Here is a 25,427-nt window from a genome sequence, read left to right as displayed (position 1 = left end):
ATTTTTTTCCGTAAATAAATTCACTATCATTCATTTTCTATTGAAAAAATATTTTATGCTTTCTTATAAAAAACAGCCACATATTAACATGTATATGAAACATTTACAAGAATAAATAAACAAAAAAATCGAAAAATATTTGTGATAAATTGAGTAAGCAAATATTTTTAAATATATATTAAGTTTTTAAAAATATGTAAAAAATATGTTGACTAAAATTTTTTTTTTAGATATAATTAAGAAAACTTAGAATTGTCTAAATTCTAAATAAATATTTTAGGACGATTTAAAATTTAAATTAATTTTTTGAAATAAGATGATTTCAAAGAAATTTTTCCATGCTTAAATCAAAATCCTAAAGACATACTAATTTATTTAAGAAAAAATGTAGGCTGATACTTTAGCAATGCACAGGAAAAAAATGTGGCAATAATTTTACTGCTTAAAAATCATGTGCTATTTTTGGCTAAAAAACTAGACTTGTGGATAACAAGTCATAATTATTTAGGTAATTTTCAAAAAAAAAAAACATAAAATTGCCCTTGAGGAGTTCTTATGAAAAGGTTATTAAGAAAATTGACATCATTTGCAATCGCACTTTTTATGGTATTGCAAGTTATGCTACCAGCTTTTGCTACGAGGTCGAAGGCTGAAGAGCTTGAACCAAATACTATAAAAAACATTGAAAATCTTGAAACGAACGAAGATGCTTATTTGTCTATCACAGATTCCCAAAAAATTTATGATAAGAAAAAGGTAGATAAGGATGAAAGCAAATTTTCTATTGCAGTAGGTCTTCCTTCTACAAGTTCAAGTTTTAGACTTGTAAAAAGAAATGACCTCAAGCTTTATGAAGATAAATTTTTCCAAACAAATGAAGATGCCAGCAAGGAATATTGGCGTATAAAAGATATGCTAAACTTGCAAGGTCTTGATCTTGATCTTGAAATCATCAAAGAAGACCAAGGATATAAAATCCTTACAAAAAATGAGATGGAAAATCTTGAACAAGGCAAAAAAGATAATTTTTATGGAGAAAATTATTCATACATAGACTTTAAAATATTAGATGATTTCGATTTTAATGAAAATGGAAATCAAAAATTACTTAACCAAGATAAATTAGTATTCAATTTAGAATTTATTAAAAATATATCCCCTGACCCTAATTACAATTTGTTTGAAAAGGATGAACAAGGAAATTGGAATATAAAAAATGAGGGAGATATATTTTCCCTTATTAATGAAGATAAGAAAAATCTTTATGACACCAATTCTTTGACAAATGATTTAAATAGCTTGAATGCTTATAAAGAAGAAAGAAAACAAGCTGAAGAAGAAAAGGCACAAAAAGAGGCTGAAGAAAAAGCTGAAGAAGAAAGAAAAGCCGAAGAAGAAAAAAAGCAAGCCGAACAAAAAGCTAAAGAAGAAGAAAAGAAAGCCCAAGAAGAAAAACAAAAAGAAGAAAATGCAAATTTTGAAAAAGCCAACAAAGAATTAAAAGAGGCTTTGGAAGATGAAAATAATTCAATCGAAGATATACAAAAACTTCTTACACAACTTGGCGAAAAATATAATTTGTCATTAGAAAGTCAAGAAAAATTAATGACAGAAAATGATTCTGCAATAAAAGCTCTTGTAGAAAAAGATAGGGATGAAAATTTTAGGGCAAATATGCTTAGACAGTTGCCAAGAAAAGTCCCATCAAATTCATGGGATGGTAAACTTTTCCACCTAAATCTTGAAATGAATGTCAAAGCATCTCCAGCAAATCCTATACCTCAAGGCTGGTATTTTGAAGTTCAACTTGGACCATATTTAAAAGATGACATCGGTCAAACATGGAATGATTTGTATGATGGTAACAGACTAATAGCAAGCCCAGTATATGATAAAGCAAAACATACAATAAGGTATGTTTTCCAAACCCGTGTTACAAAAGATACTAAATTAACAGTAGACCAATATTTGGGTTTTGATTTAGCTAATATTGGGAGACAAACAGAAATTGACATTGACATCAAGGTTGCACCAAAAAACAACCCAATCCAATCAATGCCAACTAAACATGTAACTATAAATGATGAAAATCCTGTAGAAAGCTCTTACAATGTTGTAAGCCAAGGACAAAGTGAAGCAAAACATTATCCATTCCAACTAAATTGGACATCCGAACAACAATATAAAGGTGGTACAAATCCAACTGTAGAATGGAACATAGAAGTGGATACAGCTTCCCTAAAAGATAAGAATCTTGATTTTAATAATTTAAATGTTTCTATATTTGCAGGAGCGGAACAAGGTTTAAATAATTTCAAGTTCAAGGCATCAACAAATAAGTATGATCTTGACTATACAGATAATTATATTTCATCATCAAAATTGGGAGAAATTCTACAAAAAAACACTTCAATAGCTAAAAATGCTCTTGGAGAAAAATTATATATTAGAGTAAAAGCTGAAGTAAACAAAAATCGTCTACACGATTATTATTCTATAGGTCTAAGAATAAATCCAGATGGCAATTACATTAAAAAAATGCTTGACGAATTTATAGAAGAATATAACAAGCTTCCAGCAATCATCAAATGGATGAAGGGAGCTGAACAAGCAAGAGAATTTTCAAAACTTCCATTTAACCTAGTAGAAACAATGATTCCTGCAAAAAGTACCGAAAGAGATAACTTTACAAGCGAGAACTTCTACTACGATTCATCAAGAACAATCTATGCAAAAAGAGATTCTGATAAAAATGTCGACTGGTACGCACTAGACTTATTAAGACTTGGCGAAAAACCAGACCAAGCCTTTAACTATCCTAATTTTTTAATAAATAATACACCAAGCAAACCAATTAATCCAAAAGTGTTCTACTATGTCCCACTAGAAAATGGACTTTATAAAAGAACTCGTGATATAGGTGAAGTTGTAACAGAATATGGAGATTTTTATCCAGGAACTTTAATCTCTTATGAATATGACAACCAAATAGGTACAAGAGATGATACTTATCGTTTCGAAGCAAATATCAAAGAGAAAAAAGTAAACAATCTAGTAGGAGAAACAACTACTGGTGGACGTATAAACTTATTTACAAAAAAAGTTTCCAACAAAGACCTAACAGATAAATACCTAGCCTACCTAGAAAATCCATATCCAATAATGCGTATCAACAAAAACTTTGATATGGTACAATGTTTCAACAATGGTACTCCAGACCCGGCATTTAAAGGTAGTGATGGAATATTCCTAGATATTCACGAAGATCCATCAGGTGATTATTTAATATCAAGACTTAACGAAATTGTAGGAAATCCTAAGGGAAATTATAGACTTGTTAACCACTTAAATGGAACACCAACAGACGATGGTATCGTATTAAATCCAAACGGAATGAGCCAAGGTCAAGCCATGGAAGATTTGATGAAAAGAATTTATTTCTATGGTGAACAAGTCAAAAAAGAATATACCCTAGGTAAATTCAACGACTTAATTGGAAGCGAAACTAATGGCGAAGTAATGCACAGGCTCATCGAAAACTCCATGTACCAAAGAGTACTCCATCACTTTACTGATGGTTTAAGCATAGGAGAGGACTTTTTCGAAACTTCATCAAATTATAACGAAGATTCATGGAAAGTAAACTACACCCTAACAGGAGATAGAAATTCTGATGGTAGTTGGAAAGGTGATTATTTCGATGGAGAGAAAAAAAATCACAATACTTACGAAGGTCTTAGAAAATTAAAAGATAAAGAAACAACTATCAAAAATTATCCAATCGTAAAAAACACTCAATATGAGATGGCTAATGAATTATTAAAGAAAGTCATTGCATCTTACAAAAAAGGTTCTGATTGGAACAAAGATAAAGCAAACACAGTTCAATTAGTTTTCTACAGCCACACCAAAGAAGGACAATACCAAGAGCTAATCACAGGTCGTATTACAGAACCACTTGAAATTGACAAATATACAAATGATGGAAAGACAAAACTTGAAGGAGCAAAATTTACTTTTATCAACAAATACACAAATGAAAAAGTAGAATGGACTTCCAAAAAAGATAATAACGAAAAATTATATTTAAAACCAGGTTATTATATAGTTCAAGAAGAAGCTCCATCAGGATATGAGCCAATCAAAGAATTTGAAATTCAAGTAAAAAGAAGCTTAGTAAATGAAGATAAAGGACCATACAAATTCAAAAACTTACCAGAAATTCATGTAAACGATGGCTACAAAACAGAAGTAATAATAAAAGACAAAGAAATTCCAAAATCTGCTGAAGGCAAAAACTTGGTAGAAATTGACAAAGACAACAAAGTCAAAGTCAAATTAACAAATATCCAAGATAACCTTGGAGATTTAGAATTTGTAAAGAAAAATGAATTTACAAAACTAAATGGAGCAGAATTTACACTAAGAAAAGTAACAGCAGACTCTGTTGAAGATGTAAAAAATCAAATAAAAGATCCAGCTACAATTAAATACGATGATACTTACAAACAAACATCAAAAGGATATTATGGAGAATTCAAATTTGAACAAATTCCAAAAGGCTACTATATCCTAGAAGAAACAAAAGTACCAGCAGGCTACCAAAAAGCCCCACTTTATATTCTTGAAGCAAAAGAAGAAACAGTTGCTGGAAAAAATAAAGTAGTTTTACATTTTGTAGGCGATAATATTCCTAATGAAAAAGAAGATGATTTTACAATTGTAAGAAACTATCCAAAACAAACTAAGATTAGAATAAGGAAAGTTAGAAGCGAATATATTGGAGATAATGACAAAGAACACCTTGGATTAGCCAACGCAAGATTCAGGCTTACAGCCCTATCAACCATCGATGGAGATATCTATACTGGTGGTAAGGCAGGAGATGGTAGATTTGAAACCGATGCTCCTACTCATAGCGATGAAGAAGTTGATGGACAAAAATTCAGAGGCGGTGGATATATAGAATTCGACGAATTAAAAGTCGGTAGCTACCTACTCCAAGAAGAAGTAGCTCCAGATGGCTACAATAAAAGCAACCTATATGGATGGAAGCTTGTAGTATCTGAGATCAAAGACGGAGCTAACAAGGGAGAACTTCAATATAAATTATATGAAGTAGACAAAAAAGAAAATATCAATTCTGATAGTCTAAAAGAAGTGCCTTTGGATAGTATCATAAATGGCAAAGATCGTGTACAAGCTTTCCAAATAGGAAATGAAGCTAGAAAAAAAGATTTCGTATTTGATAAATACTTATCTACTGGAGATTTGGAAAGTCAACCACAAAAAGCCACTGAAATACTATATGATGAAGATGGAAACCCACTAGAGTTTGACTTATATGCAGCGGATGTATATGGACAAATTGTTGGACAACCTATAAATAAACATCCTATAGTACAAAATAAAGCGAAAAAAGAGGGTAACCCTAGAAAGTTTACAGACCCTAAATATGACTACTCATTTGAGCTTCACGATCTAGAATTTGATGGATATTACAAGTTGGTTGAGAGAAAACCTCCAAAAGGATATAGAAAAACATCTGGTATAACCTTATTAGTAAATGGTGCGACAGATGGAACAATGAAAATAATTGTAAGACATCCTACCCAATCTGCTAAGACAGGCCCTCATTCAATATTTGAAGGAGTTATAAACTTCAGTAAAGAACAAAAACTTGGAGAATTTTCAATCAAAAAGACCGGTAATGCAATAAAACCTTATACAGGTAAGGTTGGTCTAAGACGTGCTTACTTTAGACTAAGCAAGGCTGATGAAAATTATAATATCTATTACAAAGACAAGGAAAAGAGATTCCCTGAAGAATATATTGAAAAAGTAACGCCAGGTGATCCTATAACAGAACCAGGACCAGATCACAAAGAACATCCTAGAGATCCTAAATTACTTCCAGATTACCAAGGTATAATCACTTTCGATAACCTAAAACCAGGTTACTATGTACTAGAAGAGTTCAGAGGACCAGCAGGTTACGAAAAAGATCCTAACTTCTGGTATGTCCATGTTGATGAATTTGGTGTTGTAAAGAAATATAGAGAAAATCCAACAAAAAATAAAAATGCAAATCAAGTTGATTATTCTGCACAAAGTCTAAGATACAAAATGTCAGGACTTGATGTATCAGGCCAATTGCCAATAAACAGACTTCTTGCTCCAAGCTTGGAAGAAGATTTACAAGAAATAAAATACGATTCAAGCACTGACGATTTAAATGTCACAGTAAAGGCAAGCAAAGTTGATACAACAAATGGAGAAAGAACAATAAACTTTTCAATTAGCCCTAAAGAAAAACAAATTTCTGGAGAAGAAACTATAATTGGAAATAATATCCAATTAGTATTTGTTATAGATAGATCAAAAGATGTATCAGAACGCACAAATAAGAGTAATCCGAATGGAGCAACCTTAGATAAAAATATCAATAAGTTGATAACAGATATAGTTGAAAAGGCTAAAAAATCAAATGCAAACATAGATGTAACCTTTATCCAATATGATAATGCAACTAACGGAATAGTAGGAGGAGTAAATCAAGACTTACTAGCACTTGATAAGTCAATTACAGATACTCAAACTTACAAAATGACAACTCCATCAAATCCAAATGGAGAAGATGTTACAATCAAAGACTATCTTGGAAAAGTTGGAATCAAAAAAAGAGTTACAAATAATATTGACGGAAATGATAGATTAGCAAAAAATAGAGATGTTTATTATAACCAAATTACAAATACAACAAAGGCTTATGATAAGAGGATATTTATTGATATATCTAACTTTCTATCTACTGATGCAAAAACTTTTCGTGATAAAAACGATGGAAATCGTAAAAAGTTCCAAGCAGCAGAAATAATTTGGCAATTTAGAAATAAAGCTAAACCAGTTCATTTTGATACTTGGATGACACACGTAGACTTTTATTCTGGATTAAATAATGAATATATTACTTATATGTCAAATAACACTGCCAATGATATAAAAGGTAATGTACAAAGTGATCATTTTAAATTTTTCCAAAATGATGTTGACAATAACAACAGTAAAGGATTATATGTAAATAAAGATTTCTTTGATAAAAACATTTTAACTGATGATAATTTTATTAAAGAAAGAATACAAAATCCAACAGATGGTTATTTAGTAAAAGATGGAAAACTTGATATAGGATTAAGACCATCAATAAATCTATTAAGTACCAGTGCAAAACTTGGAACAAATGATATTTCTAATAACATTGTAAAAGATAGCACAAATAATACCATAAGCCTTGATGGAATTAATCTTAAAAAAGGCGAAAGTTTAGAATTTTCTTACACAATTGATTTAAAAGAAGGCACCGACTTTGGTAAAAATTATCCTATCAATAAATCTGATATAGATAAAGGTGTTAAATTTACAAATAATGGAAAAGAAAATCTAATAAGCAGTACTTATCCAAAAAGTAATGGGGAACTTTACACTAAAAAAATAAAAGAAACACCACCAGCACCAAACACTTACAAAATAACAATAAATCCAAGTGAAAATGGAAGTGTTACTGCAAGTAAATCAACAAATATTAATAAAGATGAAGAAATAACTCTTACAGTTAATCCATCTAATGGCTTTAGATTAAAAGACCTAAAAGTAACAGATGCTAATGGAAAAGAAATCACTCTTAATGGCAACAAATTCACAATGCCAGCATCAAATGTAACAGTAAATGCTACTTTTGAACAAATACCTCAACAAGGAGATGTAAATCTTAAGGCAATATTTACTTACTTAAATCAAAAAGATGGAAAAGATAATAGTAAGGAAGTACCAGAAGGATTTGCCGGAAAACTTACACTTAAAGTATTCCAAGAAGCACAAGGCTCTACACCAGAACAATGGGTTGTAGTTGGAGAAGAGAAAAATGCTCCATACCAAGGAGAATTAAACTTCACAAATCTTGATAAAAACAAAAAATATATTCTTGAATACGAAAGAGAAGAAAATAACGCAAGCTTGTGGGCTACAGAAACAATATCTCAAATCAAACTTGATATGACTAAGGTTGATGAAAACAACAATCTAACAGTCACAATCTCTAATGGTAACCTAACAGAAATTTTCAATAAAGACGAGTCTGGTTTTAGAATCCCTCTTAGAGTAAGTAAAGTAATAGATGGTATTGGTAAAACAAACGATGCACAATTTAGAGCTCGTAAAATTATTAATGGTGATAAAAAACTTTATAATAACATATTAGATGAAAAGGGCAAAAAGACTGGTCATGTTTCAGAAAGTCAAAATGAAGCCAAAGACTTCCCAAAATACCATGATGAGAAGTACGACGGAGTTACAGAAGCTACCGCAAGAGAAGGAGATCACTACTTTAGAGAGTTGACTCCAGGTATCTACGAACTTACTGAAATAATTACACCAAATGTGGCGAGAAAGCCAGTTGATGATGAAGGAAATCCAATAAAATGGTATTTCAAAGTCTTTGTATATGATGGGAAAGAGCCTAGTGATGCAGATTACATGGGAATTGATTTCTACTTCACACACAAATTTACTGAAAATGATGACTTCAACAAAGAAGTAGTTTCAGATGAAGAAAAGCAAAAGCTTATAGGAAAAGAAATCAAAGGTCTAGGAACAGCCGATTCTAATTTCAACAAATATATAAAGATAGTTCCAGACCATGGAAAGTCAAATCCAGCAAGACCAGATGCTCCTTATCAAGGAATAGATGATGCTCAAGTAACTAACTATTTGAAGACAACTGAGCTTGAGTTTAACAAAAAGGCTAAGGAAAACAACAAAGACCTAGAAGGCGCTGTATTTAGCTTAAGAAAAGTCAAGATGAAAACTGTTGAAGATGGTGCTGGTAATAAGACTCAAACAATAGTCAAAAATATAAAAAATAAACCTGAATACGATGAAACAGTAAGTAAGGAAAAAGGAAGTAGAGTAGAGCCTTTTGATGAACAAGCTGGCTATGCTAAAGATACATCAACAGGTCAAGGTAAATTGCATTTTACAAATATATCAGCGGGAACATATATATTAGAAGAAATCAAACCTGCCGATGGTTATAAATTAAAAGATGCGTTCATTACTATAACCTTCACAGAAGATGAAAAAGGTGCATGGAAACAAGAAGTCAAAGGCTACGTGATGGGTCCTGAAGGAAAATATATTGAAGTTGCTAACCCAGATGAAGCATTTGAGTTATCAAAAGATAAAAGCAAACTTCTTGCACTCTACAACGACAAAAATTATATCGACTTCAAATTCCAAAAAATCGAAGGTGTAAAAGATAAGGAAGGAAAAGATATTGCGGTAGATTCATCAGACTTTAGGGTAACCCAAGTTGATGAAGATGGAAAGCCAATCCCTGGTGGATATGATCAACCTCTATATGCTTACGCAGGTTCAAAATTCACTTTCAAAAATCTTGGCGTTGGTAGGTACAAACTACAAGAAACAAGAGTTTTGGAGAAATTTATAAAACCTGATCCATGGTATTTCAGAGTAGAGCAAGATCCAAAAACTTACAAACTAAAAATAGTCTTTGAAGACCACGATGCGTCAGTAAGATTTACGCCAGAAAATCAAACGGATGGCAAAAACAATCCACAACTTGACGATAAAGGTAATCCAAAAGACATCAAGATTGCAAACTACAAAAAAACTAGATTCGTATTTAAAAAACAAGACCAAGATGGAAATAGTCTTCCAGACGTATATTTCAACTTCAAAAAGTTAAGACAAACATTTGATAGCAAAGCTTATGACTATACAAATGATGCAGTATCAAGTGCAACTTATACCTACAACAAAAGCGCACGTTCTCAAAATTCTGGTTCAGTTACATTCGACACACTTGGCGAAGGAATCTATGAACTAAGAGAAACCGACAAACCAGAAGGTTACGACAGTAAGGCTATTCAAGATAGGTGGATAATAAAAGTTGTAAAAACTGAAAATGGTCTACAAGCAATCTACGATAAAGATTTAGAAAAAAGATACTACGAAAAATACGCAAATCATGATAAAAATCCAAATGAAGAAAAAGATAATTATTACACAACCTATATCAAAAATGGATTTGATAAAAAGAGCAATTTGGAACAAAAACAAGTTGGTGAATTTTCTTATATCCTAACAAACACCAAAACCACAGTTGATTTGAAGTGGAAGAAGGTAGATGTAAACAAAGGATTAATTAAAGATAAACAAACCAAATTCGTAATGCTCAAAAACTCTGATGATCCTACAAAATTAGATGAAGCTAAAGATGGAAATTCATCATCAGCACCTTATGAGCTCATAGAAACCGATGGTACATTTGAAGTTAAAAACCTATCCAAAGGTATCTACACATTAATAGAAACTAAGGCGCCAGATGGCTTCAAACAAATGACCAGGCAAATAGTTATCCAAATCTACGAAGACGAAAAAGATAACTACAAGCTTAAGAAGAAATTCTATGAAATGAAAAAGGATGCCGATAGCGGCGAAAATGTATTGGTAGATAAAACCCAAGAGTTCTCATACATCTTTACTAGAAATAGAAATACAGAAGTAGATACAGATGGAGCTGGCAATTTCTACGTCAAAAACGATGAAAAACAACAATACTTCTACTTAACAAAAGGATTCCTAACAGATTCAAATGGTAGAAAAGTATTCAACAACATCACAAAAGGTAAGTTACACTTAAAACTAACCAACACAGAAGACGATAAGGATGTATTTAAAACAACTATCGACCTTGCAAAAGATTCAAATGCTGGAATCTATAAGTTTGATGTAAATGGAATCAAAACTGGTAAGACTTATCTTCTAGAAGAAGAAAAAGCACCAGAAGGATATAAGCTATCATCAAATAAATACAAACTTTTATTTGTAAATGATACACAAAATCCTGGAAAAGTTATAGCTATATTAAAAGCTGTATTAGATAAAAATAACAAAGAGCTTAAAAATGCAAGAGGACAACTTGTTACAGAAGATGGAAAAGTAATCGGAGATGGAATAACAATCAATATTGCTGATCCAAATTCTATACTCAAAGTAATCAACGAAAAAAATAAAGTTGAATTTACAAAAGTTGGTAAAGACGAAGTAAAAGGAGAAGGTGGCAAACTTGTAACCAAGGAAGATCCACTACAAAATGTAGAATTTATCCTAGAAAAACAAGATCCAAAAGATTACTACAAAGAAAACAACGGCTACTATCCAGTAACAAAAGATATAGAATTTATCAAAAAAGATGACAAAGGTTTGTACATCGAAAAATCCGATGGAACAAAAGAGCGTAAAGCAGGTTTAGAAGATGTAACACTCAAAAACAGTGCTTACAAAGGAAAATCTGACGCAAAAGGTAAATTTACATTCGAAGGCTTAACAGATGGTTTCTATCAAATTATGGAACCAAATGCACCAGAAGGCTTCATGCAAGTAAATGGTCCAGTCAAGAAATTCAGAGTCCTAGATGGAAAAATCTACATCTACGACAAAGTCGGCGATGATTTCATTGAAAAAGAAGTTACCGATGATAACATTGGAACACTTGGTAAGATAGTAAACGAAAAACCAGGCAAGGGCGAATTTAAAATCAAAAAAGTTGACGAAAATAACATGCCACTTGCAAATGTAAAATACACCCTTCACAAAACCGACGAAAACGAAACACAAGTTGGAGAAGAAAGAATAACAGATGAAAATGGAGAAATTTCTTTCAAAGACTTGCCTTATGGTTACTATTGGTTAAAAGAAAGAAAAACAATAAACGGCTACATCCTAGATACCAAGAAAAAATTAATCACTCTTGGAGGAGGAGATTGGGGCGAAACTCCAGCAAGAAAAGAAGATGTTTCAAAATATATAACCTTTGATGGAGAACAAAAAGAATTAATTTCAACAGCTGATATACCTAATAAAACAACTGTATATCCAAACAAGGCTGAAGGAATGATTGCAAACCTTAAGTTTAAAATCGATCCTAATAAAGAAATTAGACCTGGAGATTATTTCACAATTGATTTTTCAGACAATATAGACTTAGATGGAATATTTAAAGATAATGATAACAAAGGAAAGAATCCAGATTCACAATTTGATATAATCGGACCTGCAGGAAAACTTGCCGAGGCAAAAATAAATCCTGATAGAACATCAATTACCTATACCTTTACAAAATACGTAGGAGACTACAGACCAGACTTTATGTCAATGTTTATGCAAATCTTCCCAGACAGAAGAGTTGTAGACCATACACAAGAAATAACAGTCGATGTAAACATAGGAGATAACACCGATAAAACAAATAGAGATTATCATTATTCAAATTCTATAAATATAAACTATAGAGGATGGAATGCTAAGGATAAATACGATGGATACCAAAATCCAAATACAGCTATATCATCATATATGCTAAGACTTGATCCAGATCAAAAGACCTTTACAGCAATACTTTATCTAAATCCTTGGAACAGTAATATTTGGAATAAGAATTTAACATTTACAACAGATAAATATATCAAGATAAATGATAAGCTATCAGTAAAAACCTATGTTAAAACTGGTTCAGGAAGTCATAAAACTCAATGGCAAAATGGAGACTTGCCAGACTCCTACGATATAAACGAAGATAACTTACAATTAGTAAGCGATTCGAAATATGACTATGATGTATATGCTAGGAGAGTTTACACAGAAGTTCAATACTATCAAGGTTATGACTTTCAGAATATGATTATTCTATTGGAAGATATAGATATTATAAAGTTACTAAAGACAATACATTAACCGATAAAATCGTATTGAATGATGTACTTAATGAAAATAACTATCCAAACAATGCAACCTACGTAATAGAAATCAAAGGAGAATTGGAAGGAGAAGCCAAATCCCTAGAGACAAGATCAGAAGCGGTATATAATAAGAATGACTATTATGGTAACACACGAACACACACAGATCACTTCGAAACCTGGTCAGAATTCTTTAATCCTGGAGCGATTGGAGATGCTAACAAAGAATTAAAACTTCTAAACTTCAAAAACAAAATAGAATTTGTAAAAATTGACGGCGGAGTTTTATCAAATGTAGTAGACCAATCAAGCGAAAATCCAGAATCGCTCAAAGATTTAGGCATAGGAAAAGTTTTAAAAGGAGCAACATTCAAACTCCAAAAACAAAACGGCTCATCATGGGATGAAGTAGAAAATTCAACAAGAATATCAGACGATAACGGAGTATTTTCTTGGGAAGGATTATCCGAAGGTGATTACAGAGTTATAGAAACCGTCACACCTGATGATGAACACTACGACTTGCCAACAAAAGAAGTTTCTTCTTTCAAAGTAGATGAAAAAGGAAATATTGTAGAAATAAAAAATAATAAACAAATCATAGAAAACTACAAGAAAGCAGAAATAAGAGTAAGAAAAACTGACGAAAATGGACAAAGTATCAAAGGAGCAGAGTTCCTACTAGAAAAAGATAATGATGATAAGTATACAGGAAATATAGGAAATGTAGAAGCTGATGGAACAATCTTATTTAATAATCTTCCAGCAGGAAAATACACCCTAACAGAGAGAAAAGCTCCACAAGGCTACACCAAATCTGACGCAGTTTGGAAACTTGAAGTAACAAGAGATGGTAAAGTCAAATGGCTAAACTCATTCGATGATACAAAAGACAAGATGAAAACTGTAGAAAATATAACCTACAAACAAAATGGCGACAAGCCAGAAAATCTTGACACAGAAATCATCGGAATAGACAAAGAAAACAAAACATTTAGACAAAAAATAACCATCAAAGCAAAACCAAGCGACATAAAGAAAACAAAACTAATCCTAGAATCCACAGACCCATCACTAAAACTAAGTCAAGCAAATACAAAAGTAAGATTAGTAGCAGGCGATGAAGCAAATCAGATAGGAAATAAAGACAACACTTCTTATAAAGTTAAAATCAACGGTGGAGCTAGTTCAAACTTGACCCTAACAATCACACCTCCATACAAGGAAGAAGATAAAAATAAACCAGTAGGATCAGAACAAGGACAAACACCACAAGAAGAAAAAGAAAAATACTATCAATTTATTGTGGATATGCCATACAAAGACGAAGGAAGAATAGGAGCAAAAGCAACCTATCAAATCGGCACAATCAATAAAACAAGTGGCAAAGTAGAATTTGGCGAAAATGACACAAAACTAGTCCTAGATAAATATCTAGAAAATGCAACGCAAATAACAGCGGGCGATAACAAAGTTGATATGACAGCCTACGATGGTAAATATCTAGACCGTGACGTCAATCTAATCACATTAGACATCGCCAATATCAAAAACCCAGACATCTACTTCAAAAAAGTAGACGCAGTTAAACCTGACAAGGCACTTGCCGGAGCGGAATTTGAAATTCATAGAAAAAATGATAAGGGCATTTTCGTTGCACTAAGAAAAGACGGAAAAGAATTTTTACCAAACGACGATGAAAAAGAAAAATGGAAAGTTACATCCAATGCCCAAGGTCAATTTGAATTTAAAGAAATTCCAAATGGCGAATACCAAATTGTCGAAACAAAAGCGCCAGAAGGTTACGCACTTGTTGAAAATATAGTCTTCAAATTTGATGTAGAAAATGGTAAAATAATATATAAGGATAAGAAAGACCATAAGATTTCTAAAATTGATTTGAATATTCAAGATAAAAATAAAGAAAATTCAGATACAAATAGAATTTTAGTCACAAACAAAAAGGCAGAATATCCTCACACAGGAGGCCCGGGAGTTTGGATAGGATACACAATCCTAGGACTAATAATAATGTTTGTCGCAGTATTGACCTATTCAAAAAGAAAAGATAAACTTATAGTATAAGATGTCTAAAAATTTTCGGTAATAAACCTAATAATAACTTGCAAGAAAAATAAAATTTTCTTGCAAGCTTGGGTTATTATAAATGTAGGAATGTTTCTAGTATAAATCTTGAAATACAGATTATACATAATTGATAAGGCGAAAGCCAAAACATATCAAGGCAAATTGACAAAAAATAAAAAGGAGAAAATTATGAAACACAAAATTTTGTCATTTTTAACAGCATTCGCAATGGTGTTCGGAATAGTTGCAGCACCTTTTGTAAATGCTAGTGCGGCTGATGTTACAGTACCAACTGGCACATTATCAGAAGGACAACTTTCTGAAACAAAGCCAACTAAAACAAAAGTTAATCTTTACAAATTAACAACTAAAGAAGATTACGCTAAAGGAGCACCATGGAAACACACTGGTGGTAAAATTGATGCTAAAGATTACGCTAACTTAGGTACTGGTGTTAAAGCTTTAGCAGGAGCTCAATTTACTTTCTACAAAATCAATGGAAAAGACGATGTAGAAAATGAAAAAATCTTAGAACTACTAAAAGCTAACTCATCTAAATTTGAGACAGTTGACCAAATGAACACACTAATCAATAATGGAGCTCAAAATTTAGATGCAAGTGCAGCTGACACTAATTTAAAAGCAATTGAAGCAAATAAACTTGCTCTAGCTACAGGAACAGGTCTTACTGATGGTCATACAGAAGACACAACAGCAGAAGGTCTTGCCACAGTAGAACTAGGCGAAGGTTATTACTGGGTAATTGAAAGTAAAATTCCTGAAAAAATTACAGGTCAAATTGCAGTACCATTTGGTTTAACCCTTCCTCTAACAAACTCAACAGATGTTGGAACAATCAAAAAAGGTACAAGATATCTAAAAGAACTATTCATTTATCCAAAGAATATCGAAACTGATAAGGTTAAAATCGATAAGAACCACGCTAAATACGATGCAGAAAACAAAAAATGGGTAGATGAAAATGGTAATGACGTTGCTGAGGCAGATTTAGGTGCTGATTACGCTAAATATCAAGCTAATAAGAAAACTGTTTCTGCAGAACTAGGCAAAAAAGTTCCTTACGATTCTAAGACAGAAATCCCAAGAAACTACAAGTTTGAAACATTCTCTTGGCAAGACGTTATGTCTGAAGGACTAACTTATAACAAAGACCTTGAAGTTACAATTGATTACATTGACGCTGATGGTCAAACTCAAAAAACAAATCAACCATTTATTAATGCAGGAACTAAAGCACAATATGTAACTGAAAGAGATAACGGTTTTGATGTCAAAGTTACAAAAGCTCAAGTAACTGATACTTTAGTAGAATATTTAAAACGTGGTCCAGTAACATTCCACTTCAAATATTCAGCAACTGTTAACAAAGATACAGTTGTAGATAAGCCACAAACAAACAGTATTACTTATACACCAGGCGAACCTAATGGTGGTGGTAAAGTAACATCTGGTAATGACAAGTCAATCACTGTAAACAAGACATGGGGAGATGGAAACGCTGAACCTACAGTAACAGAAGTAACTTACTATGTAGAAGATGCTAATGGAAAAGGCGTTGCATCTATAACTCTTACAGATAAAAATACACAAGGACAAAAATTAGTAGCAGGCCCTGGAATTGAATTTGAAGTAGGAGACAAATGGTACAAAGGTAAATTCACTGGATTAGAAGCAGGTAAAGAATACACTGTAAGAGAAGCAGTTGTTGGATATGACCCAACTTATACTACAACTGATGTGGCAGGAGTTCTTAATGTCAACAATAAGACTAACCCAGATACATTAAAACCAACTGAACCAAAAGTTGAAAATCACGGTAGAAAATTCGTTAAGTATGATCAATTAGATGGTACAAAGAGACTAGCAGGCGCTGAATTCGTTGTTAAAAACAATAATGATACTTACCCTGATTTTAAAGGTAAATATCTAGTAGCTAAAACATCTACACAAGCTGCTGCTGAAAAAGTTAACTTAGAAACAGCAAAAAAAGAATTAGATGCAAAAGTTGAAGCATACAACCAACTATCAGCAGAAGAACAACAAGGACAAAAAGGAACAGAAGCAAAAGCAGCTATTGATACAGCTCAACAAGCATACAACAAAGCTTTCAAAGACGCAGCAAATGCATATACTTGGGGAGACAAAGCTGATGCAGTAGTATTCGTATCTGACTCTAAGGGTGGATTTGAAGTAACTGGTCTATACGCTGGACAATATCAATTAGAAGAGATTAAAGCTCCAGAAGGCTATGCTCTAAATGATACAACTGTTGACTTCGAAGTTAAACACGGAACATACAAGAGTGCACAAGGCGAAACAGAACTTGAATACACATCTACTGAAACAATAACAGATGATTTCGGTAAGAAGATTCCAAACAAGAAAGTAACAATCCCACAAACAGGTGGAATCGGATCAATCATCTTTGTAGTAGCTGGTCTTATGATTATGGGACTTGCAGCTTACAAAATGAAAGCTAACAAAGAACAAGCATAATATTAACTAAATAGAGGAGTTACTATGAAAAAGTTCAATAAAAATTTAATATCTTCCATATTTCTTATGGTAATATTACAGCTAGTTGCTCCTCTTTTGGCTTATGCTGAAAGCGGAAATAGCCTAAGAATTAATACAAATTATACTGATGAAAATTCCAAACAAATCGTAGTTGACTATGTTGATTATTGGAAAGTACCTGATGGTAAAATCGAAAATATCGAAAAACCAGAAAAACAACTTGAGCTTATAAATTCTTATAAGGACAAGTATGATGAGGAAATTTCAAAAGATTTGGGAGAGATGAAAACTTCTATCAAATCAGAAGAAAAAAATGGGATGGCTTTTGCTTTAATTGAAGGCTTGGAAAAGGGAGTATATCTTTTAAGATATAGATCAAATGATCCATCAAGACCATACATTCCTTTCCTAGCAATCATTGACGAAAACACAGAAAATCCTCTCACAATTTATCCAAAAAAAGCTCCTGATACCCTAACTCTTACAAAAAGGGACAAGGATGACACAACAAAAGTCCTTTCTGGAGTTGGTTTTAATGTGATAAATAAAAAGGGCGAGATTCTTAAATTTAACAAAATTAAGGACGACAAGGGCAACGAACAATTGACCTACTCCCCAAATGGGAAGATAACAGAAATTTTCACAGACCAAAAAGGTCAAATTAAATTATTTGGCTTAGAAGAAGAGGTAAAGTTCAAAGAAACAAAACCTCTAAAAGGTTATGAAAAAAACGTCGGAAAAGAAAGTGAATTTAAAAGATCAGGAAGTATTGAGCTTTTAAACGAAAAAGACAAACCAGAAAATTATTTCTCATTCCAAAAAATCGACGGAACTAACAACGATCCACTTAAAGGGGCAATCTTTAAGGTTCAAGAAAAAACCAAAGATGGCTACAAAGACTTGGAAGAAAACGGAAAAGTCTACACCCTAACAAGTGGCGAAAACGGAGAATTTAAAACAAAAAATCTCCCTTACGGCGACTACAGACTAATAGAAACAAAAGCCCCACAAGGCTACGTTCCAGAATTAGACGCAGTAGATTTTACAATTGGAGAAACTTCATCAAACAAAACAATCAAAGTTAAAAACTACAAACCAACAACCCCAGGCCCAAAAGGAGGAAACAACAGATTAAGCAAAAGAGTAGACGCCATGGCAAAAACCGGCGACGCAACAATCTACCTAATCCTACTACTAGGCCTACTAATGATAGGAGTTGGAGTAAAATTTGTAAGGGCTAAAGAATAAAATATAATAAGAAAAAAACAAACTACCTTGCTTGGCGGGGTAGTTTTTTTGTGGAATTTAATATAATATTATAAATTATTTTTCTTCTACATATTTTATTGATAATTTGTATTTATTTTATATATAAAATCAAATAAAGGAGATTTTTATGAGATTATTTAATGAAATATCAATGAAAAAATATAAAATAAGTAATATTGTAATTGGAATAATTTTACTAATTATTAGAATAAAAATTTGGAAGATTGGCTCATATAATTTAAATTTGATTAAATATTATATAATAATCTTTATTATATTATTGATTTTGAAACTATTTATAGATATAAAGGCTAAGAAATCTATAAATTTAAAAAATAATATGGATTTTATGAGATTAAAGAGTTTAACTCATATTATTTTGATATTTATACTAATTATATATTTAAAATTTATTATAAGGTTAATTAATAATTGTATAAAAATAGAGAAAGTAAGTGAATATATTTATTTAATACTAATTATTTTATTTTATTTTAAACTATTTGATTTTATTAGAAAATATATTTTATGCATATCTTACAAAAAATTAATAATATTCGGTTCCTTGATTTTTTTAGCTGGAATAATAAGTATTAATAGTTGGCAAATAATATCTTTGTTATTCGCCTTTATTTCTTTATGTATTAATTATGATAACTATAGTTCAATTTATAAATACATATTTAAAGAAACATTAATTATAAATTCAATAAGAAAGCAAGAACTAAAGGATAAATTTGCATTTATGAGAATAATACTAGCTTTTCTTAATTTATTTATTTATATATTAATCATACTTACACAAAACTCTAAAATTAATCTTGCTATATATAGTTTTTTATCTAAAGTTGATATAAATGAGTTTCCAAATTTTGTAAAAATATTTTTCCTCGGTGTTGATAGATTTTTAATAATATTATTTATTTATTGTCTTTTTGTGTTCCGTTATAAAGATAAATTTAAAAATATATTAAAAAAACTAATGAATTCAGACAGTTTTTTAGATTTTCCTTTTAGTTTACTGTTTCTTAATTAATATAGAATAAAATTTTAATCTATAGTATATTTAATATAAGCTAGGTAATGGTCAAAGATAAATAAAAAATTAATATAATAATTAATTCGATATGTTATAATATCATATCTAAAACCAGTATTGGATTTTATTTGAAATTAATTTAATTAGGTCTTTTATTTAGTAAAACATAGTTTTTGAGTCAGGAGAATTTAATAATGAATTTTGATAAATTTTTAGATAAGGCAATTAAAAATGGTGAAGATGAACATATAGAATTTAAAGAAGCAAAAAATGATTTTCCTAAAGATGCATTGGAAACTATAAGTGCTTTTGCTAATACTGATGGAGGATATTTAATTTTAGGCGTTAAAGAAATTGAAGACGGCAAATTCGAAGCGGTGGGTGTTAAAAATATAGATAAAGTAAAAAGTAGAATGTATGACTTATTACTGCAACCAAAAGCTATAAATTATAATCCCATTGATTTTAATGATGTAAAAGAAATAAAATATAAAAATAAGGATATAGATTTATTGATAGTTCCTATACCTAAGATGAGTTATTCTGAAATGCCAATCTTTTTAAAAGATAATGATAGATATACTTATAGAAGAATTGGTAGAGATGATTATTTATGTGATAGAAAGACTATAGAGATGATGATAAGGGACTCTCTCGAAATATCTTTTGATAGCAAAATTATAAAAGGCTTTTCTATAAATGATTTCGATATTGATACTATTAATGAATATAGGTATAAGTTTGAGAAAGGAAAACCTGAACATCCTTTTAATAAACTAAGCAATATCGACTTTCTCATTAAAATTAATGCTTTAAGACAATCAAGACAGAATAGTGATATTGAACCTACAGTGGCAGGTCTATTAGTTTTTGGAAAGCATACTTCTATTAAAGAATATTTACCTCACTATAATGTTGAATATATTAGTAAAAAAGGTAATAACAAGAATTACGGTTTTATTGACAGATTGATATATGATGGAACATGGGGAGAGGATAATTTATATAATTTTTTTAATAAAACGGCAGACAAATTGTATCTTACTGTAAACGAATCTTCAGAGATATTGTCTGATTCTATAACTAGAAAATCATCTTCTAAATTTAAAATTGCAATTAGAGAGGCTTTAGTAAACTCTATAATACATTGTGATTATCAAGTTGATTTAGGTATAGTTATAACTAGATATTCTGATAATATAACATTTAAGAATGGTGGCTCTCTTAGAATAAGTAAACTTGATTTTTTCAAAGGGGAGCATTCTAAACCTAGAAATTATTATATACAGGAAATATTTAGATTGGTAAATTTATGTGAAAAGGCTGGATCTGGGGTGCCTAAAATAATGGAAGCTGTAGAATATAATAAATATAGATATCCATCTTTAATTACTGAAATTGATAAGTTTGAATTTACTCTTTGGGATACTTCCATTATTGATAGCTTTGATATAAAAAATGAAATAGAAAGGAATATACTTGAATTCATTTTAGCACACAAAACAGCTACAGTTAATGAAATTGTAAATAATTTAAATATTCATAGAAATACATCTTATAAATATTTGAATGGACTCAAAGATAAAGGGATATTATATCAATCCAAAATAGGAAATAAATATGTGTACATGATAAATATTAATAAGGATTTTGCTAAATATAGTGTTATTGAAGTAATGTATTCTATGATTGACGTATTAAAAAATCATATGTAATTATATAACTTTTATTGGATTAATAAATTTATAGTAAAATTATATAATTAAATTAGCTTTATGTTTTTAAAAATGATTAATGTTAATACAAATGTGAAGATATATTATAACAATTAGCTATTTTAAAATTTAAATAAAGATTGATATTTCAATATTCATTTATTAATTAAATATTGAAAATAAAATTAATGTTAATACAGATGTGAAGACAGATGTGAAGACATATAATTATGATTGTTTGCTCAATAAATTAATAGAACATTAATATTTCAATGTTTTATTAAAAATAGCTGTATATAGATGTGAATTAAAATGAAATCTGTGTGAAGATAGATGTGAAGTAATAATGGAATATATATTTACTTAAAAGTGCCAATAAATATGAAAAATTCAACAATATCATAAATTGTATTTGATTCTAATTATTTTAAAAGAAGATTATTGTGAAAATAGATGTGATGGTATTTATAAGTCAATTTAGAAAAAACTTATGTATTTATTTATTTATGAACTAAGATAGATAATTATAGAAAATAATTGTTATTTTATTTTTTAGCGAAAATAAAATATTTAAATATAAATTTACCCTAGATTTATTAAGGATAAATTTATATTTATAAAATATCTACAAGCCAAACAAAAACCTACAAATCCCAAGTATCAACAAATGCACCGGATAGAACAAATAATTAAACCATTTATTTTGCTTTCCTTTTTCTCCGTTGTAAAAATTAATGGTTGCAAATCCTAATATTGAGTAGATTTCTTTTATTATTACAAGGTATGCCAAAAGGCTTCCAACTAATCTTTTGTCGTAGAAAAGGTAGAGGATAAAAATTATTATTATGGAATAATAATCGTAGTCAAATGATAGCAAGGTTGCTGATATTGCGCTTATTGCAACGATTAGTATTGAAAGAAAAATCCAGATATATTTGTTTTTGATTTTTTCTTTTAATTTGTCAACAATAATCAAGGTAAAAAGTCCAAGGGCAAGAGCCCACATTATATTTTGTGACCTGTTATTTATAAAAACTTTTGATTGGAACATATCGTAAGGTATTTCTGAAATTAAGGCGAAAATCAATAGATTTCTTAGATATTTGAATCTTGATTTTGTTTTATAAAAGCCTTCTACAATCATAAAGGCAAAAATCGGAAAGGCGATTCTGCCTAGTATATCAAAAATCATTGATATTGTAACTAGTGGTTGTTGGTAATTTAGTTTTGGTGTGATGATTGCCTTGTTAAAATGGTCGATAAACATTGAAATAAAAGCAATATATTTCATCTGGGCACCATTTAATTGAAAATTTTTCTGTATTTGTTTAAATTTTTCCATTTTCTATTCCTTTCTATTTTTAAATTGTATGTTTTTATAATTAAGTTTTTTATATTATACTATATTTTTTCTTGAAAATAAATATAGTATTTTTTATTGCTTATGTTGAAGATTCAAATATATAAACTTGTGATTTGTAATGGAAAATATAAATATTAATTATCAAAGTCTCAAATTAAAATTTCAAAAAAGGGATTAATTTGTACTTAAAGCTAATAAAAAAGATTTTAAAAGAAAGAATAAATCGTAATATAAATTTAATTCAAGAGCTATCTCTATTCATTATATTCGATTGAGATGGGTAATAGTTAGTTTTATTTTTTAGAATATTAAGTAATTATAAAATCCCCATTAGATTTAATAAAAAAATGGAAAAAAATAAGCTGTTACAAAATAATTATATTTCGTAACAGCTTTTATTTTTATATTAGATAAATAATCCTGCGCATACTACAGATACTACTGTAATAAGTTTTACTAGGATATTTAGTGATGGGCCGGATGTATCTTTGAATGGATCTCCTACTGTATCACCTACTACTGCAGCGTGGTGGGCTGGTGAGTTTTTGCCGCCTTCTGCTCCAGTTTCTATAAATTTCTTTGCATTATCCCAAGCTCCACCTGCGTTTGACATAAATATTGCCATTAAAACGCCTGTTACTAGGGCTCCTGCTAATAGTCCTCCTAGGGTTTCTGGTCCAAATGCTTTTCCTATAAATAATGGTACTACGATTGCTAATGCTCCTGGTATTACCATTTCTTTTAGGGATGCTCTTGTTGAGATGTCTACGCATGATGCGTAATCTGGATTTTCTGTTCCTTCTAGGATACCTGGTTTTTCTCTAAATTGTTTTCTTACTTCGTTAATCATTTCTGTTGCAGCTTTTCCTACTGAATTCATTGTTAAAGCTGAGAATAAAAATGGTAACATTCCTCCTACAAACATTCCTGCTACTACTTTTGAATCTAGTAATGAAAGGTTGTCAAGGTTTAATGTGTCGGTGTAGGTTACAAATAGTGAAAGTGCTGTTAATGCTGCTGATCCTATTGCAAATCCTTTACCGATTGCTGCTGTTGTGTTTCCTACTGAATCAAGGCTATCTGTGATTTCACGAACTGATTCATCTAGTCCGCTCATTTCTGCGATTCCACCGGCATTGTCTGAGATTGGACCGTAAGCGTCAACTGTTACTGTTGTTGCTGTGATTGATAACATTCCTACTGCTGCAAGGGCAATTCCGTACATTTGCATTGTGTGGAATGAAACTAAAATTCCTATTGCTATAAGAATGATTGGTCCTACTGTTGAAAGCATACCACTTGATAATCCTGCGATTATATTTGTAGCTGCTCCTGTTTGACTTTCTTCTGCAATTCTTTTTACTTGGCTATATTTTTCAGATGTAAATACTTCTGATAAAAATCCGATTGCAATTCCTACAAGTATTCCCACAATTATACAAATTGCTGCTTTCATATTTCCAAAAAATATTGGTGAAAGGATAAATGATGCTACAAGAACAATTGCTCCTGATAGATAAATTGTCATCATTAGGGCAGATTGTGGGGATTTTTGTTTCTTTCTTAGGAATAAGAATGCTGCAAGAACTGATGCAAGTATTCCTATTGATGAAAGAACAAGTGGAAATCTAATTCCAGCATCTCCAAAGATTGAAAAACCTAGAACCATTGATGAAAGTATTGCTCCTGCATAAGATTCAAAAAGGTCAGCTCCCATTCCTGCAACGTCTCCTACGTTATCTCCTACGTTATCGGCGATAACTGCTGGGTTTCTTGGATCGTCTTCTGGAATTCCTTTTTCAACTTTTCCTACAAGGTCAGCTCCAACGTCTGCAGCTTTTGTGTAGATTCCTCCACCTACTCTTGCGAAAAGTGCAACTGAACTTGCTCCAAATGAATATCCCATAAGGATTGTTGGGTCTCTAAAGATCAAATAAACAATTCCAACTCCCAAAAGTCCAAATCCTGTTACTGCAAATCCCATAACAGATCCACCAGCAAAGGCAACTTTAAGGGCAGATGGAAGTCCACTTTCCATAGCTTCGTTTGTACATCTAGCATTTGAGGCTGTAGAAATTCTCATACCTACATAACCTGCTGCCATTGATAATAAAGAGCCAAGGATATAACAAATCATGGTATTAATGTTAATAAAAATTGCTATAAGAATTGAAACAATAATTACAAAGATAACAACGTATTTATACTCACGAGATATAAATGCCATAGCTCCTTCTTTAATATTTCCTGATATAGTTCTCATTCTATCGTTTCCTTCGCTAACTGGAAGTATATTTGTTTTAATTTGAAGTCCCATAAAACAAATAGCGATAACTGCCACTATAACAGGTAGTAAATCAGATAACATAAATTCCTCCTATTATTAAATTTTACTCTTACTATTATATAACATAAAATTGATATAAACAATCATTTTTGAAAGAAACTTGGAAAAAAAGAAGAAAATTCTTGAGATTTATGAAAAAATTTGTAAATTTATGGGAAAATTAGAACTTCAGCAATAAAATAAAGAAAATCCAAACCCATCTAGATCAGATAAACAACCACCCGTTTCGGTTGTTTATCCCGATTTATCG

8 protein-coding genes are annotated in these 25,427 nt (G+C 30.8%); 6 read left to right on the top strand and 2 right to left on the bottom strand.

Features of this window, described 5'->3' with window-relative positions; all coding sequences use genetic code 11:
* Positions 1-555: 555 nt before the first annotated feature.
* From HMPREF2852_RS02480 to HMPREF2852_RS02460, 6 genes are all read left to right on the top strand, one after another.
* Positions 556-12,813: a SpaA isopeptide-forming pilin-related protein gene (locus tag HMPREF2852_RS02480; protein WP_261667918.1), complete on the top strand. Its 12,258-nt coding sequence runs from the start codon at positions 556-558 to the stop codon at positions 12,811-12,813.
* Between the two features lie 14 nt (positions 12,814-12,827).
* Positions 12,828-14,903 (top strand): SpaA isopeptide-forming pilin-related protein, encoded by a 2,076-nt coding sequence (locus HMPREF2852_RS09975; RefSeq protein WP_261667916.1) that lies wholly within the window; start codon positions 12,828-12,830, stop codon positions 14,901-14,903.
* A 192-nt stretch (positions 14,904-15,095) separates the two neighbouring features.
* Positions 15,096-17,423 carry a SpaA isopeptide-forming pilin-related protein gene (locus tag HMPREF2852_RS02475; RefSeq protein ID WP_070605796.1) on the top strand — a complete coding sequence of 776 codons (2,328 nt, stop codon included), beginning with the start codon at positions 15,096-15,098 and terminating at the stop codon, positions 17,421-17,423.
* A 24-nt stretch (positions 17,424-17,447) separates the two neighbouring features.
* A complete protein-coding gene (locus HMPREF2852_RS02470) occupies positions 17,448-18,692 on the top strand; it encodes an MSCRAMM family protein (protein WP_070605795.1) in 1,245 nt (414 codons plus the stop codon).
* 148 nt (positions 18,693-18,840) lie between these two features.
* On the top strand, positions 18,841-19,749 hold the full coding sequence (locus HMPREF2852_RS02465) for a hypothetical protein (RefSeq protein ID WP_070605794.1): 909 nt from the start codon (positions 18,841-18,843) through the stop codon (positions 19,747-19,749).
* Between the two features lie 197 nt (positions 19,750-19,946).
* The gene (locus HMPREF2852_RS02460; protein WP_070605792.1) at positions 19,947-21,467 is read left to right on the top strand and encodes an RNA-binding domain-containing protein; all 1,521 of its coding nucleotides are present in this window, start codon (positions 19,947-19,949) and stop codon (positions 21,465-21,467) included.
* 625 nt (positions 21,468-22,092) lie between these two features.
* Here HMPREF2852_RS02460 and HMPREF2852_RS02455 read toward each other — a convergent pair.
* Together HMPREF2852_RS02455 and HMPREF2852_RS02450 are read right to left on the bottom strand one after the other, a co-directional pair.
* Complete coding sequence (locus tag HMPREF2852_RS02455) at positions 22,093-22,809, bottom strand: TraX family protein (RefSeq protein ID WP_070605791.1); 717 nt, start codon at positions 22,807-22,809, stop codon at positions 22,093-22,095.
* A 427-nt stretch (positions 22,810-23,236) separates the two neighbouring features.
* Positions 23,237-25,198 carry a sodium-translocating pyrophosphatase gene (locus HMPREF2852_RS02450; protein ID WP_019118758.1) on the bottom strand — a complete coding sequence of 654 codons (1,962 nt, stop codon included), beginning with the start codon at positions 25,196-25,198 and terminating at the stop codon, positions 23,237-23,239.
* Positions 25,199-25,427 lie beyond the last annotated feature (229 nt).

It is taken from the genome of Anaerococcus sp. HMSC065G05 (genome assembly GCF_001812365.1).
GTDB lineage: Bacteria > Bacillota > Clostridia > Tissierellales > Peptoniphilaceae > Anaerococcus > Anaerococcus vaginalis.
This window is presented reverse-complemented; position numbering and strand designations above follow the sequence as displayed.

Bases quoted from the DNA above. Each gene is read 5' to 3' on its own strand.
- HMPREF2852_RS02450 (WP_019118758.1), bottom strand. From the start codon at position 25,198: ATGTTATCTGATTTACTACCTGTTATAGTGGCAGTTATCGCTATTTGT.
- HMPREF2852_RS02465 (WP_070605794.1), top strand. From the start codon at position 18,841: ATGAGATTATTTAATGAAATATCAATGAAAAAATATAAAATAAGTAAT.
- HMPREF2852_RS02480 (WP_261667918.1), top strand. From the start codon at position 556: ATGAAAAGGTTATTAAGAAAATTGACATCATTTGCAATCGCACTTTTT.
- HMPREF2852_RS02460 (WP_070605792.1), top strand. From the start codon at position 19,947: ATGAATTTTGATAAATTTTTAGATAAGGCAATTAAAAATGGTGAAGAT.
- HMPREF2852_RS02475 (WP_070605796.1), top strand. From the start codon at position 15,096: ATGAAACACAAAATTTTGTCATTTTTAACAGCATTCGCAATGGTGTTC.
- HMPREF2852_RS02455 (WP_070605791.1), bottom strand. From the start codon at position 22,809: ATGGAAAAATTTAAACAAATACAGAAAAATTTTCAATTAAATGGTGCC.
- HMPREF2852_RS02470 (WP_070605795.1), top strand. From the start codon at position 17,448: ATGAAAAAGTTCAATAAAAATTTAATATCTTCCATATTTCTTATGGTA.